The following is a 15,638-nucleotide window of genomic DNA, read 5'->3' on the forward strand; positions in this document are numbered from 1 at the left end:
TGCCACACTGCCGCACAGAGAGCCAGACCCCGCAACTCTCACTCGACACCACCGTATGTCACGGTCTATGACGTAGCGGAAAGGACGCGCGCCACATGACTTCCATCCTGATCCTCAACGGGCCCAACCTCAACCTCCTCGGCACCCGCCAGCCAGAGGTCTACGGGACCACGACGCTGGGTGACATCGAGGCCCAATGCACCAAGGCGGCCCGGTCGCTCGGCCTGACCCTCGCCTTTGCCCAATCCAATTCCGAGGGCGCGATGGTCGACATGATCCATGAGGCCCGCGGCACGCATGACGGCCTCATCCTCAACGCCGGCGCCTACACACACACCTCCATCGCTCTCATGGACGCGATCTCCAGCGTCGGGATCCCCACGATCGAGCTGCATCTCAGCAATATCCACGCACGCGAAGAGTTTCGTCACACCTCCTACATCGCAAAAGTCGCCCTCGGGGTGATCTGCGGTTTCGGCGCGCATGGCTACACGCTCGCGCTTCAGGCCATGGCCAACCACCTGGAGGCTACCACGTGATCTCAACCGCGCATCTCAACACGCTCCTGAACGCACCCAGCGTCGAAGAGCTCTGGGATATGCACGTCGCGCAAATGGCCGACTACGGCTTCGACCGGCTGATCTACGGCTTCACCCGGTACCGGACGTCGACGTCGCTGGGCGACCCGGACGATTTTGTCCTGCTCAGCAACCATTCGCCCGAATACATGGACACGTTCATCGGCGACGGTCTCTATCACCACGCGCCGATGGTCCGCTGGGCGCTGGACAACGAAGGCGCCTGTTCCTGGCGGGTCATGGCCGAGATGCTGGAAACCGATACGCTGACCCCGCAGGAACGCAAGGTGGTCGAATTCAACGCCTCGATGGGCGTGACCTGCGGCTACTCGATCAGTTTCAAATCCATGTCGCCGCGCACCAAGGGCGCCGTCGCGCTCACTGCGCATGCCGATCGTGACCAGGCGGCCTGCGACACGCTGTGGGAACAGCATGGCGACGACATCATCCTGCTCAACAACATCGTGCATCTGCGCATCCTCACCCTGCCCTACGAGGCCCCGGGCCGGTCCTTGACCAGGCGCCAGAAAGAGGTGTTGGGCTGGGTTGGCGACGGCAAAACAATCCAGGACATCGCGCTCCTGATGGAACTGACACCGGCCACGGTGGAAAAGCACCTGCGCCTCGCGCGCGAGGCCCTGAGCGTCGAGACCACCGCTCAGGCGGTGCTCAAGGCCGCGTTCCAGAATCAGATCTTCGTGCTCGAAACCTGACATCGGCGCAACCTATGCGCGAAATATAGTTTCAAATACTTCCCTCCTGGCGACATGTTTTACCACTTGGTAAGGATTCCCTTACTTCCCCGAATTGACGTTACGTCGCATTATTGGGGCGTTCCGTGAGTGGTGGCTTTTAAGCCTGGGAACATGGGTCGGACCTCTCTGCGATACCAGGGAGAAACCGGCCTGCCGGTTTTGCCGGAGGCCGGTCGGTTTGCCTATTCATCGGCGGACCGGCCGGATTTGCCTGCACCGTCTCATCCCGTTTCAGGTGCAAGGAATGACGGTGTCGTCCGCCCGGGCGGCACCGTTTCTCTTGGCGCCCTACCCGCCCAATGCAGCTTGCCGCCAAAAGCAAAGGCGTCGCGCAGATACGACACGCAAATCGCGCGGCCGCCGATCTTCCGACGGCCCCGGCGTACAGGATGTGATGAAAGGACAACGCCACCCGGCCCGGCGACGCCATCGCCTCTGCCCGGCTCCGATCTAGCAACAACTCTTGCGTCGAACCAAGCAAAAAACGCGCCCCGATGACTCGGAACGCGCCCATTTTCCTCTGGCCGGAAATATCCCGAGGGGTGCGGGGGGCTGCCCCCCGCTTTGAACCAGTAGCCCGAGGGGCTGGCCCCTCGGTCCCACGGTCAAGCCAAGCTCAGCCCTGAGCCGCCTTGGCGACTTCCTCGGCGAAGTTCTCTTCTTTCTTCTCGATCCCCTCGCCCACTTCCATGCGGATGAAGCCGGTGATCTCGGCGCCCGCTTCGGCAGCGGCGGCGCCGACGGTCACGTCGGGGTTGATGACGAAGGACTGGTTCACCAGCGTGATCTCGGACATGTATTTCTTCATGCGGCCCTCGATCATCTTCTCGATTACCTGCTCCGGCTTACCGGATTCGCGGGCGATGTCGATCTGCACCTGGCGTTCCTTGTCGACAACGGCCTGATCCAGCTCCGCCTCGTTCAGCGCGGCGGGATTGGTGGCGGCGATATGCATCGCGACCTGGCGGCCGAACGCCTCGTCACCACCTTTCATGGCGACCAGCACGCCGATCTTGCCCATGCCATCGGTGGCGGCGTTGTGGATGTAGCTCACCACGGTGTCGCCCTCGATCTTCTCCATGCGGCGCAGGCCCATGTTCTCGCCGATCGTGGCGATCTTGTCGGTGATGGTGTCGGCCACGCTCTTGCCACCGATCTCTGCCGATTGCAGCGCGTCGATATTGGCCACGCCCACGGCGGCGGCGGCAATGTCGCCCACCATCTTCTGGAAATCGGCGTTCTTGGCAACGAAGTCGGTCTCGGCATTCACCTCGACGGCAACGCCCGTGCCACCGGTCACGCTGACGGCCACCAGGCCCTCGGCGGCGGTGCGGCCGGATTTCTTGGCGGCTTTCGCCAGGCCCTTGGTGCGCAGCCAGTCAACGGCGGCGTCCATGTCGCCATCGGTTTCGGTCAGCGCTTTCTTCGCGTCCATCATGCCCGCGCCGGTCTTGTCGCGCAGCTCTTTCACACTTGCAGCTGTGATCGCCATCTTGGCTCTCCTCGAATATTGGGGCTGTCATGGGCGCAGGTCGACCCGCGCCCAGTTATATCAACAAGGTATAGGTTTCGTGACAGGCTCAGCTGTCAGCGGCCTCTTTCTTGACCTCTTCGGCGGACTCGATGTCCAGCGGCGCGTCCTTGGACATGGAGTCGTCGTGCATCGCCTCGTCGCTCGGTGCGGGCGCTTCGGCGGCCGGGGCCGGCGCTTCGCTCACGGCTTCCTCGGTCGGGGCCTCTTCCATCGCGCCCACGTCGATACCGGCCGCACCCATCTGCGCCGACATGCCGTCCAGCGCGGCGCGGGACACCAGGTCGCAGTAAAGCGAGATCGCGCGTGCCGCGTCGTCGTTGCCGGGGATGATGTAGTCGATGCCATCGGGCGAGCAGTTGGTGTCGACCACGGCGACCACGGGAATGCCCAGCTTGTTGGCTTCCGCCACGGCCAGCGATTCTTTCTTGACGTCGATCACGAACAGCAGGTCGGGCACGCCACCCATCTGGCGGATACCGCCCAGCGACGCGTTCAGCTTCTCCTGGTCGCGCTCAAGGCCCAGACGCTCTTTCTTGGTCAGCCCCTCGGCGCCGCCTTCCATGATCTCGTCGATCTCGTTCAGGCGCTTGATCGACTGGCTCACGGTCTGCCAGTTGGTCAGCGTGCCGCCCAGCCAGCGGTGGTTCATGTAGTATTGCGCGCATTTTTCAGCGGCTTCGGCGATCGGCGCGCTGGCCTGCCGCTTGGTGCCCACGAACAGCACGCGGCCGTTCTTGGCCACGGTCTCGCGGATGACGTTCAGCGCCGCGTCGAGCATCGGCACGGTCTGCGTCAGGTCCATGATGTGGATGCCATTGCGCGCGCCATAGATGAACTCGCCCATACGGGGGTTCCAACGCTGCGTCTGGTGGCCGAAGTGAACGCCAGCTTCAAGCAGCTGACGCATGGAGAACTCTGGAAGAGCCATGGTCTTTTTCCTTTCCGGTTTGCGCCTCGGTACGGGATGAGAAGCGGATGCTTCAACCGGTGGACTTCCGGGGATGTCTCCCCCGAAAAGCCCGCCCATACCTGCGGGATTGAATGGCGCGGACCTAAACCAAAGCCGATCGCTTTGCAAGAGCGTTGTTGGAAAGGCCGTGCGCCGCGCAGCGTCGGCGCCCGCGCGGGTCTATTTCGCGCGGTCCAGTTTCTTTCGGGCGGCACGGCGCACAAAGGCTTCGGCATCGCTCTCGGCGATCTCCTTCAACCGGTCCATTGCCGCCTTGTCTCCGATCCGTGCCAGCGCCTGCGAAGCAACCTTGCGGATCTGAGCATCATCTGCTGCCGTCATCTTGACCAACTCACCCCGAGCCTTGGCTCCGCCCAGACGGCCAAGCGCATCCGCAGCCGCAAGCTTTCCGCCCGTGTCCAGCTTGGGCAGCGCTTTCAAAATCGGTTGCACCGCTTCCTTCTTGTTCATGCGCCCCAGCACGAACATCGCACGGATCTTCCGGGCATCGGGTGCGCTGTTCTCCTCGATCACCCGGACCAGCGCGGCAAGGTCCTCGGCCGTCGCCTTGCGGGCCAGTTCCTCCAGCGAATGGCCACAATCGGTGGCCAGCATGCGCTCGGCAATGTTGTCTAGCTCTGCCATTGTTGCCTCCTCAGCATTCCTCGACATCGTCGTCGTCGTTGATGTTGTCGCATTGCGTGTTGTTCAGGTTGGGCAGCGCGACGTTGATGTTGTTGGTGCCGCACCCGGTCATCAGGTTCGTCAGGTCGCAACTGTCATCGCTGTCGATATGGGGATTGTCCCCGACAACGTGGGTCAATTCATGCACCCAAGTCCAGGGCGACGCCCCCGGCCCCACCCAGAATCCGCGCCGGTCGGACGGGTGCGCGGCACAGCCGAACGGGCTGGGGTTGTTGACGTAATACCCGACGATATTCGCACCCAGGTTCCGGCCCAGGTCGAACAGTTCGTCCTCGTCGTCGCTCACACTGTGCCCGCTGCCCCGGCAATCGTCCTGCTCGAACACCAGCAGCCCGGGGTTGTTCACGGTTATGCTGTCCGTGGGATAGATCCAGACATCGCACTCATTCTGGTAAACGTCATTGCCATTGTCCAGGTCGCGCTGAATCTGGGGCGTGGCCCCCTGGATCGTGACCAGCGCCACCTTGACGAAGGGCATGTTCTGGATGCGGTCCATCTGCGCCAGGACCGACCGGTTGCGGGGATTGTCATTGGCATAGACGCCAAGGATGTCCTCGCGCAGCGACAGGCGCCCGGTCTTGTCCAGGCACGTGTCCGCCACGTTTCTGATGCTTGCACTCATGTCCCGGCCTCCTATTGCAGGTTGACCAGGACCGGGATCAGGCCGGTGCCCTGCTCCAGCGGTGCCAGCGCCTTGCCCAGCACGGCGCCGAATGCGCGCTCGCGGTCGACCGCCTTCATCGCGTGGCCCGGCATGTCCGCCGAGGTCAGCAGGTCTCCGACCGAAATCGCGGCCATGCGCGCATCGACCTTGCAATAGACCTTGCCGACCAGAGCGATCGGCATCCGGTCCTCGACGTCGTGGCGCTTGTCCATGACGATCCCCGGCTTGAAGTCTCCGGCGCCCGAGATCACGCCCACGACCCTCGGATCATAGCCGCGCTCGCACGGTACCAGCGATCCGTCATCGGTGAGCGACATGACCGTGCCGGGGCTTGCTTCGGCCACGGCACAGGCGGCCACGTCGAAATCCTCGGCGAAGTCGGCGTTCTGCATGATGATGTCACCGGCGTCGCCATTGATATGGATCGTGGCCTGGCTCAGCGTCGTGTTGTCCCCGTCCGAAGCGAACACCACGATGTCGCCGTCGGCGCCATTCCCACCGATCCACATGTTGCCCCCTCCCGCGTCCAGCCGGATGCGGTCGTCGCCGTTATCGGCCTGCAGCGTGATATCTCCGTCGGCACCATTACCGCCAGCGCGGTAGTTACCGGAGTCGCCGCTCATGTGGATTGTCGCCGCGGCGGTCGATTGGGTGGTCGCACCACTTGGCAAAAGAACTAGGTCGCCGTCGGCGCCATTCGCCCCCAGCCACAGGTTGCCGCCGCCCGCATCGAGATGGATGCGCCGGTCGCCACTGTTCGAATTCAGCGTAATATCCCCGTCCGCGCCATTGCCCCCGGCGCGATAGTTGCCCGAGTCGCCGCTCATGTGGATTGTACCCGCCGAGGCCGATTGGCTGGTCGCCCCGGCGGGCATAAGCACCAGGTCCCCGTCGGCACCGTTGCCACCCAGATACGCGTTGCCGCTGCCCGCATCCAGGTGAATGCGCCGCGTGCCGTCATTGGCGTTCAAAAGCAGGTCACCATCGGTGTTGTCACCGCCTGCCGAGATGTTTCCGGTGTTTGAATTGATCGAGATAGCCATGAAAAATTCTCCGTAATATCAAAGTTTTGACGCCAGTTCAGGCGGCTTTGGAAATAGATTTAAAAAACTATGCACACAGGGCCGGCGACCCGTGGATACAAAAACGCCCAGGGCCGGCACTCGCGCAATAAGTGTACCATTAACGCCTTCTTCGCGCAACTATCGTCAAACTTCCGCTGGTAATCTGCACCAGCCCGCTCCAAGACTTTGGGCTAAAGGCACACTTCGCTCAGTCGGATCTCCGCCAGTTCAGGCGCTGCCTCGGCCAGCATGTCTTCAAGGACCTCGGTCCCGACCGGCGCATAAAACCATTCCGCATCATCCCAAACCACCAGCCATCGTGCGCACCAATTCGTGACCGCGTCCTCTGGCGACAGACCTTCGGTCCCGCTGGCCGCCAGACCCCACTGCCAGTCGCCCTGCGACCCGTATCGGTCGAATGCGGGCGCGGTCACCTCGAATGCCGCTATATCGAACGGATGCGCATAGTCGGGGTCCAGCACCGCGTCCCGCAGCCAGTCGGCGGGCATGTCGATCCGGTCGGCATAGGCGTCCAGCAGCCCCGGCAACACATGCGCCCGCCGGTCCCGACGCACCCGCGCCTCCTGTCCCGACAGGTCCGCGACCGTGCCGAGAAAGGCAAAGGCCCCCTCCCCCGGCGCGGCGCTGAGGTTGGCAAAGGCGGAAAACACTTCCGCCCGCCGGTCCTTTGCCGTCTCTTCGGTGAACCACGAGGCCGGCAGGTTCGCGGCAACCGCCGCCAACACCAGAAGCGCCAGCACGGGTCTCAGCGGGATGCGAAAGCGACGAGCCTTTTCCATTGCGCCACCCTACGCCGCGTCACCGCGCCTCGCAAACCGCTTGCTCTCGCCGTTCCCGGCGGTGCAAATGATCGCATGACGCCTCCGCCCGACATCCTCTGCATCGGCTCGGTCCTGTGGGACATCATCGGCCGCTCCGCCAGCGCGATGCGCCAGGGTTCGGACGTGCCCGGCCGCATCACCCGCGGCCCCGGCGGCGTGGCGCTCAACATCGCGCTCACCCTGCTGCGCTTCGGCCTGCGCCCCGCCCTGCTCAGCGCCGTGGGCCGCGACGCCCCGGGCGAAGAGCTTCTGGCGCTCTGCACCGCGCGCGGCATCGACACGTCCCATGTCTGGCGCTCGTCCGAGCTGCCGACCGATCAATACATGGCCATTGAGGGCGCGGGCGGACTGGTGGCGGCCATCGCCGACGCCCATTCGCTCGAAGCCGCCGGAGACCGGATTCTCGCGCCGCTGCAAGACGGCACATTGGGCAGCGCCGCCCAGCCACATACCGGCCCCATCGCGCTGGACGGCAACCTGACGACCACGCTGCTGAGCCGGATCGCCCACGACCCCGCCTTTTCCGCCGCCGACCTTCGTGTCGCCCCTGCCTCGCCGGGCAAGGCCGAACGCCTGCTGCCGTTCCTGCAAACCGGGCGGGGCATCCTCTATGTCAACCTCGAAGAGGCAGGCATCCTCTGCGGCCGAACCTTTGCCTCCGCCTCCGGCGCAGCGCAGGCCTTGCGCGACCGGGGCGCCGCCCGCGCCGTCGTCACCAACGGCGCAGAGACCGCCGCCGACGCCCATCCGGGCGGCCTTCTGACCGGCCAGCCGGCGCCCGTGCTCGTCACCCGTGTCACCGGCGCGGGCGACACATTCATGGCCGCGCATATTGCCGCCGAAACACGTGGCGAGGACCGCGCCACCGCCCTCGACCGCGCGCTTCAGGCCGCCGCCACCCACATTTCCGGAGAGATCCCGTCATGACCACCCTGCCCCTGCAGTTCTCGCCCGAGGTCGCCGCCGCCCGCGCCGAGGGGCGCCCCATCGTGGCGCTCGAAAGCACCATCATTACCCACGGCATGCCCTATCCGCGGAACCTGGAAACGGCGTGGCAGGTCGAGGATGCGGTGCGCGAGGCGGGCGCGACCCCGGCCACCATCGCCGTGCTGGAGGGGCAGTTGCATATCGGCCTCGATGAAGGCCAGCTCGAAGCGCTCGCCAAGGCGCAGAACGTCGCCAAGCTCAGCCGCGCCGACCTCGCGGTCTGCCTGGCCACCGGCGGCACCGGCGCCACCACCGTCGCCGCCACCATGATCGCCGCGCACACCGCCGGCATCGTCACCTTCGCCACGGGCGGCATCGGCGGCGTGCATCGCGGCGCCGAACACAGCTTCGACATCTCCGCCGATCTGCAGGAACTGGCGCAAACCCCCGTTACCGTGGTCTGCGCCGGGGCCAAGGCCATTCTCGACCTGCCCAAGACACTGGAAGTGCTGGAAACTCTCGGCGTGCCGGTCATCGCCTTTGGTCAGGACAGCCTGCCGGCCTTCTGGTCCGCCAGCTCGAACCTGCCCGCGCCCCTGCGCCTCGACGATGCGCACGCGATCGCCCGCGCGCATCTCACCCGCGCCGCGCTCGGCCTGCCGGGCGGACAGCTTGTCGCCAATCCGATCCCGGCCGAGGCCGAAATCTCCGCCGCCGAGATCACCCCCATCATCGAACAGGCCACGCAAGAGGCCGCCGACCGGGGCATCACCGCCAAGGAGGTCACGCCCTTCCTGCTCGACCGGATCTACACCCTTACCGAGGGCCGCTCGCTCGACGCCAATATCGCGCTGGTTGTCAACAATGCCAGGCTTGCCGCGAAAATCGCCACCTGCCTAATCAATGAGCCTCAAAGCGGCGCTCGGCGCTGAAATCCGTTGTAGCGTCCCCTTGAAGCGCCTAGATATCGCCAGACAGAACCCCCGAAGGCGCCAATGAACACCCCTTTCGACGAAGATCCCCCGCCCCCGCCCAAGAAACCCGGACGGTTCGCGGGGCTGCGCGCCAGCTTTCTGACCGGCATCGTGGTGATTGCGCCGGTTGTTCTGACCATCTGGTTGATCTGGACGCTGGTCGGCTGGGTCGACGGGTTCGTTCTGCCGTTTGTCCCGGACATCTATCAGCCGGAATACCTGATCAACCGCTTCGTTCTGGGCAACACGCGCCCCGACGATGCCGACTGGGTCCACTTCAACATTCGCGGCGTGGGCGTGATCGTCTTTCTCGTGTTCACGCTTTTCGTGGGCTGGGTCGCCAAGGGCCTGATCGGCCGCTCGCTCATCCGCTACGGCGAAAGCCTGGTGGACCGGATGCCGGTCGTCCGCTCGATCTATTCCGGGGTCAAGCAGATCGCCGAGACGGTCTTTGCCCAATCCGAACGCAGCTTCGAAAAGGCCTGCCTCATCCAGTACCCGCGCAAGGGCATCTGGGCCGTCGGCTTCATCTCGACCCAGGCCAAGGGCGAGGTCGCCGAAAAGGCGCAGATATCAGAGGACATGCTCAGCGTCTTCGTGCCCACGACACCGAACCCGACCTCGGGCTTCCTGCTGTTCTTTCCACGCTCCGACGTGATCGAGCTGGACATGTCGATCGAGGACGCGGCCAAGCTGGTGATCTCCGCCGGGCTGGTTTATCCGGGGCAGAATGGCAAGGTGGTCCAGCCCGACAGTGAGCACTGAAATGGTTACCGGCCGGTAAATGCGGCAACCGGTCTCTTGATCAGCGCCGAGCGGGATTTTCGCACCGTCGCAATACCACTGGAATACCGACGCGATACCGACGTTCGGTTTTGGCCTGTCCGGCGCCGTTAACCATGCGGCGGCGACTCAGCCGAACATCGCCTCCAGATCGACCGTATCGCGCGTACCGACAGCCTCGAAATCCGTCTCCAGGAACCGCTCTGCCGCCGCCCGTCCGGCCCGTTTCAGCCGGTCCAGCAACAGCGGGCTCGGCACCAGTTTCGTGGCCACCGACAGCTCCCGCATCAGGTCGTCATCGGCGATCATGTGCACCCTGACCCGCTTCATCGCACCCTCCGCGATGGTGCCGGCATCGATCAGGCCCTGCACGAAATGAACCGCCCGCAACTCCCGCAGAAGCGCGGCGTTAAAGCTGATCTCGTTGATCCGGTTCTGGATCTCCTGCGGCGATTTCGGTACCTCGTCGCGCACCAGCGGGTTGATGTTGACGACCACGATGTCGTCCGGCAACTCATTGCGGTATAACGGAAATAGTGCAGGATTCCCGCTGTACCCCCCGTCCCAGTAATGCGCGCCGTCAATCTCGACCGCCTGGAACAGCGTCGGCAGACAGGCCGAGGCCAGCAGGCTGTCCGACGTGATCGCATCGCCCTCGAACACCCGGATCTTGCCGGTATGCACGTTGGTGGCGCCGACAAAGAATTGCGGCTCGCAGATCTTGCAGACCTTGTCATAGGCGAACTTGTCCACCACCCGCCGCAAAGGGTTCACGTAGAACGGACCATAGGCATAGGGCGAGATGGCCCGGCTGGCCGCGTCGGCCAGCGTATAGGCCGGCGACAGTTCCAGCACGTCGCTGAACGTGCCGATCCCGGGCAACCGGCCCGCCATCCACGCGGGCAGGCGAAAATCCTCCACCGCGCCCATCTGCGCCCAAAGCCAATCAAGGTTCTCGCGCGCCCCCTCCCGGCCTCCGGCCAACAGGCCGGCCTTCAGCGCCGCCCCGTTCAACGCCCCGGCTGACGTGCCGGAAATGCCTGCGATCTCAATCGCTTCCTCCTCCAGAAGTCGGTCCAGAACACCCCAGGTAAACGCCCCGTGGGCGCCCCCGCCCTGCAATGCCAGATTGATCCGTTTGCCACCCAAGTCACACGCTCTTCTTCTGGCCATAAATATCCCGGGGAGCCCGAGGGGCTGGCCCCTCGGCCCGTCCTGTCACAGCGCCGTCCAGCCGCCATCGACACTGATCGTCGTGCCGGTGATCTGCTCTGCGGAAGAGGAACACAAAAAGACCGTCGTCCCGCCCATCTGCTCCACCGTCGCCATCTGCTTGGACGGCTGGCGTTCCAGGATCACCTCGCGGATCACCTCGTCGCGGCCCATGCCGTATTTTTCCATCGTGTCCGGGATCTGCTTTTCCACCAGCGGCGTCATCACGTAGCCGGGGCAGATCGCGTTGCAGGTGATCGGCTCTTCCGCCGTCTCCAGCGCCGTCACTTTGGTCAGCCCCACGATCCCGTGCTTGGCCGCCACATAGGCCGATTTGAACGGGCTCGCGGTCAGGCCATGGGCGCTGGCGATGTTGATTATTCGGCCCCAACCCCGTTCGCGCATCACCGGCAGCGCGGCGGCGGTGGTGTGAAAGGCCGAGCTCAGGTTCACCGCGATGATCTGGTCCCATTTCTCGACCGGGAAGTCCGGGATGCCCGCCACGTGCTGCACGCCCGCATTGTTCACCAAGATGTCACAACCTCCGGCCTCCTCGATCAGCCTGCGGCAGGCCTCGGGGTCGCTCATGTCCGCGGCGATGAATTCCACCTCCGCCCCGGTGTCTTTACGAATTCTTTCCGCGATTTCGTAATTCTCGTCCCGCGCGGCCCGCCCGTTCAGCACGACACGCGCTCCTGCCTCGGCCAGAGAAGTGGCGATTCCAAGACCGATTCCCGAGGTCGATCCGGTGACGATTGCGGTTTTTCCGGCGAGAGACATGAGACAGCACCCTTTTGTTAACTTGCTCGTCAGACCTAGCGCGTTTCGCGGGCCGTTGAAAACCTGCCATACACGGGTTTTGGCGCATATGGGCGCATGTTGGTCATGTTGAGAAAAAACTGCCGATCGCGTAAAAAAAACGCCGGCACAAGGCCGGCGTTAAGTTATTGAGGCAGGTTTCATACAGGCAAGAAACCTATCGAGCAGTGACACCTTTATACGCAATTCACCGTGATGATCCAAGCTAAAAGTTTGAAAAGACGTAAATCCGCCTTTAACCTCGTTGGTCAGACAAACAAGGCCCGAGCAGGATTGTTGCCCAAATGGGATTAGATTTTTTCCACCGCGCGCTGCACGCAGTCGCGATTCTTGGCGCCGGTTTAGCGGCCGCGCCCGGCATGGCCGAGCCGTCGCATGGCATAGCTATGTACGGCGACCCCGCCCTGCCACCAGATTTCGTGTCCCTACCCTACGCCAACCCCGATGCGCCCAAGGGCGGTCGGCTGGTCAGCGGCAATGTCGGCAGCTTCGACAGCCTCAATCCATTCGTCCAGAAAGGCGAACCGCCCTGGCAGTTGCGCCACCTCACGCACGAGTCGCTGATGGGCCGCTCCTATGACGAGCCGTTCTCGCTTTACGGCCTTCTGGCCGAATCGGTCGAAACGGGTCCCGACCGTGAATGGGTCGAATTCACCCTGCGCGAAGAGGCCGAATTTTCCGACGGCACCCCCGTCACGGTCGACGACGTGATCTGGTCCTACCAGACCATTGGCACCGAAGGTCACGGTCGCTATCGCGGCTTCTGGCAGAAGGTCGAAAAGATCGAGGCCACAGGCCCGCGCAGCGTCCGGCTGACCTTCAACACAGAGGACCGCGAATTGGCCCTCATTGCCGGTCTGCGACCGATCCTTAAAAAGGCCCAGTGGGAAGGCAAGGATTTCTCCGAGGCCGCGCTGGCCGACGTGCCCATCGGTTCGGCGCCTTACGTGGTCGCGGACTATGAAGTCGGGCGGCATGTGACGCTGAAGCGCAACCCGGAGTACTGGGGCAATGACTTGCCTTTTCGGCGTGGCACCAACAATTTCGACGAGATCCGCATCGAGTTCTACGGCGACGATGCCGTTCTGAAAGAAGCGTTCAAGGCGCAAGCGATCTCTTACGTTCGCGAACTGAACGCCGAGAAATGGGCGACGCAATACGACTTTCCGGCCGTGCAGTCCGGGGATGTCACCTTGTCGGAAATCCCGCACGGCAAGCCCTCGGGCATGACCGGCTTCGTGTTCAACACCCGCCGCGCGCCGCTCGACGATTGGCGCGTGCGCGAGGCGCTGATCCTCGCCTTCAATTTCGAATATATCAACGACACGCTGACCGGCGGACGGCAGCCGCGCATCACTTCCTACTTTTCGGGCTCCGAACTGGGTATGCGTGACGGCCCCGCAACGGGCCGCGTGCGCGCATTGCTGGAACCTTACGCCGATACGCTTCTGCCCGGGGCTTTGGAGGGCTACACGGTGCCCCACGGCGACGGCACCAAGCGCAACCGCGGCAATATCCGCAAGGCGATGAACCTGCTGAACGAAGCCGGGTGGACCGTCGAAGAGGGTGAGTTGCGCAATGCCGAGGGCGCGCCATTGGAGCTGACCGTACTTTTGCGTCAGGACGGGCTGCTGCAGCAGGCCGTGACCTACATGGAGATCTACGCCCAGGCGCTGGAGCGTCTCGGCATCGACCTGACCGTTGAGACCACCGATCCCGCGCAGTACAACGAGCGCGAGCAGAATTTCGATTTCGACCTCACCTTCTTTCGCCGCGCGTTCTCGCTCAGCCCCGGCAACGAGCAGATATATTACTGGGGCGCCGAGTACGCCGACATCCCCGGCAGCCGCAACGTGATGGGCATGAAGTCCCCCGCCGCCGAGGCGATGATCGACACTATGCTGAACGCCACCAGCCGCGAAGACTTTGTCGCCGCTGTGCGCGCGCTGGACAGGGTGTTGATTTCAGGTCGCTATGTCATCCCGATCCACGAGTATGCCGTCGGCAGGATTGCGCATCTCAGCCACTTGAAATACCCTTCCGACCGACTGCCGGTCTACGGGGACGGGATCTGGTTCCTGCCCGAGGTCTGGTGGTCCGAGGCAAGTGAACAATAAAAAACGACAGTAACAATCGAGCAGGTATCATGAGGAAAATCGCTGTTTTCGCGCTGATCGCCGCAGCCCTGTCTGGCTGCGCCACGATCGAAGGTGTCGGCCGGGATATTTCCGGCGCGTCGCGCGGCGTTCAAAGCTGGTTCTGAGGCCGCGCTAAAGCTGCCAGGCAGAACCTTTTCACGTCTTCGGTCACGAAGGCGAATGCGTTTTTGCGCGCGCGTTCACGGTGCTCCGCGAAAAAAGGCCGACGCGAATGCGCCGGCCTTTTCCTTTTCTTTTCAATCGCTTCAGCTGACTTTCTGAGCCGCCCGGCTTTCGCGCAGGTCCGACAGTTCCTGCGCCACGAGGAAGGCCAGCTCAAGCGCCTGAGAGGCGTTCAGCCGCGGATCGCAGGCCGTGTGGTAACGGTCCGACAGGTCCTCTTCGGTCACCGCCCGCACGCCGCCGGTGCACTCGGTCACGTCCTGACCTGTCATCTCGAAATGCACGCCGCCGGGGATGGTGCCCTCGGCCCGGTGCACGCCGAAAAATTCCTGCACTTCGCGCAGCACGCTGTCGAAGGGGCGCGTCTTGTAGCCCGAGGCCGACTTGATAGTATTGCCATGCATCGGGTCGCAGACCCAGGTCACGTTGGCCCCCTCTTCGCGAACAGTCTTGATAAGACGTGGCAGGTGTTCGCCCGCCTTGCCCGCACCGAAGCGTGCGATCAGCGTCAGACGCCCGGCCTCGTTTTCCGGGTTCAGCGTCGCCATCAGCTTTTTCAGGTCATCCGTTTCCATCGTCGGGCCGCATTTCAGGCCGATCGGGTTCAGCACGCCGCGCAGGAATTCAACATGTGCGCCGTCCGGCTGCCGCGTGCGGTCGCCGATCCAAAGCATGTGCCCCGACCCCGCCAGCCAGTTGCCCGAGGTCGAGTCCACGCGCGCCAGCGCCTCTTCGTATTCCAGCAGCAGGCTTTCGTGCGAGGTATAGAAATCGACCGAGTGCAGCGTCGGAGCGCTGGCGCTGTCGACGCCCGCCGCACGCATGAAGTCCAGCGTGTCGGAAATGCGCGACGCCATCTCGCGGTAGCGTTCCGCCTTTTCGCCGTCGGTAAAGCCCAGCGTCCAAGCATGCACCTGGTTCACGTCGGCATAACCCCCGGTTGAAAAAGCCCGCAGGAGGTTCAGCGTGGCGGCCGCCTGCGTGTAGGCCTGCAGCATCTTGTTCGGATCGGGGATCCGTGCCTCCGGCGTGAAGGCCAGCTCGTTGATGATGTCGCCGCGGTAGCTGGGCAATTCCATGCCATCGACCACCTCGGTCGGTGCCGAGCGCGGCTTGGCGAACTGACCGGCCATGCGTCCGACCTTGATCACCGGCACCTTGGCACCGTAAGTCAGCACCATCGCCATCTGCAGCATCACCTTGAACGTGTCGCGGATCGCGTCGGCCGAGAATTGGTCGAACGCTTCTGCACAATCACCGCCCTGCAACAGGAACGCTTCGCCCCGCGATGCTGCGCCGAGCTCTTTCTTCAGGCGTCGTGCTTCGCCGGCAAACACCAGAGGCGGATACTTGGACAGCTTCGACTCCACCGCTTGCAGCGCCTCTGCATCGGTGTAATCGGGCATTTGGATCCGCGGCTTGCTGCGCCAGTCCGATTTCTGCCAATCGCTCATCGTTCTTCTCCGCTCATCGAATTACGAGACCCGTCTATACTAAAGCAGGCCGGACGA

The 15,638-nt window shown here is 63.6% G+C and carries 16 protein-coding genes; 7 read left to right on the forward strand and 9 right to left on the reverse strand.

The genetic code is table 11. The features are described from left to right. Positions 1 to 95 precede the first annotated feature (95 nt). Together aroQ and C2I35_RS01270 are read left to right on the forward strand one after the other, a co-directional pair. Positions 96 to 539: a type II 3-dehydroquinate dehydratase gene (gene aroQ, locus C2I35_RS01265; protein WP_103761220.1), complete on the forward strand. Its 444-nt coding sequence runs from the start codon at positions 96 to 98 to the stop codon at positions 537 to 539. Continuing rightward, positions 536 to 1,291, forward strand: a complete 756-nt coding sequence (locus tag C2I35_RS01270; RefSeq protein ID WP_103761221.1) for a LuxR family transcriptional regulator — start codon at positions 536 to 538, stop codon at positions 1,289 to 1,291. The genes aroQ and C2I35_RS01270 overlap by 4 nt, the downstream gene beginning before the upstream one ends. A 658-nt stretch (positions 1,292 to 1,949) precedes the next feature. On the opposite strand, the gene tsf is transcribed toward C2I35_RS01270, so the two are convergent. The 6 genes from tsf to C2I35_RS01300 all read right to left on the reverse strand — a co-directional run bounded on the left by tsf (position 1,950) and on the right by C2I35_RS01300 (position 7,049). Further along, the gene (tsf, locus tag C2I35_RS01275; protein WP_103761222.1) at positions 1,950 to 2,825 is read right to left on the reverse strand and encodes a translation elongation factor Ts; all 876 of its coding nucleotides are present in this window, start codon (positions 2,823 to 2,825) and stop codon (positions 1,950 to 1,952) included. 88 nt (positions 2,826 to 2,913) lie between these two features. Further along, complete coding sequence (gene rpsB / locus C2I35_RS01280) at positions 2,914 to 3,795, reverse strand: 30S ribosomal protein S2 (protein WP_103761223.1); 882 nt, start codon at positions 3,793 to 3,795, stop codon at positions 2,914 to 2,916. Between the two features lie 201 nt (positions 3,796 to 3,996). Further along, the gene (locus C2I35_RS01285; protein ID WP_170067089.1) at positions 3,997 to 4,461 is read right to left on the reverse strand and encodes a HEAT repeat domain-containing protein; all 465 of its coding nucleotides are present in this window, start codon (positions 4,459 to 4,461) and stop codon (positions 3,997 to 3,999) included. 10 nt (positions 4,462 to 4,471) lie between these two features. Then, positions 4,472 to 5,143, reverse strand: coding sequence for a hypothetical protein (locus C2I35_RS01290; protein ID WP_146049942.1), 672 nt, complete (start codon positions 5,141 to 5,143; stop codon positions 4,472 to 4,474). Between the two features lie 11 nt (positions 5,144 to 5,154). Next, positions 5,155 to 6,228, reverse strand: a complete 1,074-nt coding sequence (locus tag C2I35_RS01295) for a hypothetical protein (RefSeq protein WP_103761226.1) — start codon at positions 6,226 to 6,228, stop codon at positions 5,155 to 5,157. A gap of 212 nt (positions 6,229 to 6,440) precedes the next feature. Continuing rightward, positions 6,441 to 7,049, reverse strand: a complete 609-nt coding sequence (locus C2I35_RS01300; RefSeq protein ID WP_103761227.1) for a hypothetical protein — start codon at positions 7,047 to 7,049, stop codon at positions 6,441 to 6,443. A 75-nt stretch (positions 7,050 to 7,124) separates the two neighbouring features. Here C2I35_RS01300 and C2I35_RS01305 point away from each other — a divergent pair, with 75 nt between their 5' ends. The 3 genes from C2I35_RS01305 (at position 7,125) to C2I35_RS01315 (ending at position 9,757) form a co-directional block, all read left to right on the forward strand. Beyond that, entirely contained in the window at positions 7,125 to 8,018 is an 894-nt protein-coding gene (locus C2I35_RS01305; RefSeq protein ID WP_103761228.1) for a PfkB family carbohydrate kinase, read from the forward strand. Continuing rightward, positions 8,015 to 8,950 (forward strand): pseudouridine-5'-phosphate glycosidase, encoded by a 936-nt coding sequence (locus C2I35_RS01310; RefSeq protein WP_103761229.1) that lies wholly within the window; start codon positions 8,015 to 8,017, stop codon positions 8,948 to 8,950. Before C2I35_RS01305 ends, C2I35_RS01310 begins: the two co-directional genes overlap by 4 nt. 63 nt (positions 8,951 to 9,013) lie before the next feature. Beyond that, complete coding sequence (locus tag C2I35_RS01315; protein ID WP_103761230.1) at positions 9,014 to 9,757, forward strand: DUF502 domain-containing protein; 744 nt, start codon at positions 9,014 to 9,016, stop codon at positions 9,755 to 9,757. Between the two features lie 147 nt (positions 9,758 to 9,904). On the opposite strand, the gene C2I35_RS01320 is transcribed toward C2I35_RS01315, so the two are convergent. Further along, a complete protein-coding gene (locus C2I35_RS01320) occupies positions 9,905 to 10,948 on the reverse strand; it encodes a patatin-like phospholipase family protein (protein ID WP_103761231.1) in 1,044 nt (347 codons plus the stop codon). A gap of 45 nt (positions 10,949 to 10,993) precedes the next feature. Then, on the reverse strand, positions 10,994 to 11,767 hold the full coding sequence (locus C2I35_RS01325; protein ID WP_103761232.1) for a 3-hydroxybutyrate dehydrogenase: 774 nt from the start codon (positions 11,765 to 11,767) through the stop codon (positions 10,994 to 10,996). 323 nt (positions 11,768 to 12,090) lie between these two features. On the opposite strand from C2I35_RS01325, the gene C2I35_RS01330 reads away from it, so the two are divergent. Together C2I35_RS01330 and C2I35_RS01335 are read left to right on the forward strand one after the other, a co-directional pair. After that, positions 12,091 to 13,923 carry an extracellular solute-binding protein gene (locus C2I35_RS01330; RefSeq protein WP_425442868.1) on the forward strand — a complete coding sequence of 611 codons (1,833 nt, stop codon included), beginning with the start codon at positions 12,091 to 12,093 and terminating at the stop codon, positions 13,921 to 13,923. A 29-nt stretch (positions 13,924 to 13,952) separates the two neighbouring features. Then, the gene (locus C2I35_RS01335; RefSeq protein ID WP_057789274.1) at positions 13,953 to 14,069 is read left to right on the forward strand and encodes a lipoprotein; all 117 of its coding nucleotides are present in this window, start codon (positions 13,953 to 13,955) and stop codon (positions 14,067 to 14,069) included. Positions 14,070 to 14,210: 141 nt separating this feature from the next. Here the strand turns inward: C2I35_RS01335 and C2I35_RS01340 are convergent, their stop codons facing one another. Continuing rightward, entirely contained in the window at positions 14,211 to 15,581 is a 1,371-nt protein-coding gene (locus C2I35_RS01340; protein ID WP_103761234.1) for a class II 3-deoxy-7-phosphoheptulonate synthase, read from the reverse strand. Positions 15,582 to 15,638 lie beyond the last annotated feature (57 nt).

This window comes from Roseovarius confluentis, from assembly GCF_002917925.1.
GTDB classification, from domain to species: Bacteria; Pseudomonadota; Alphaproteobacteria; order Rhodobacterales; family Rhodobacteraceae; genus Roseovarius; species Roseovarius confluentis.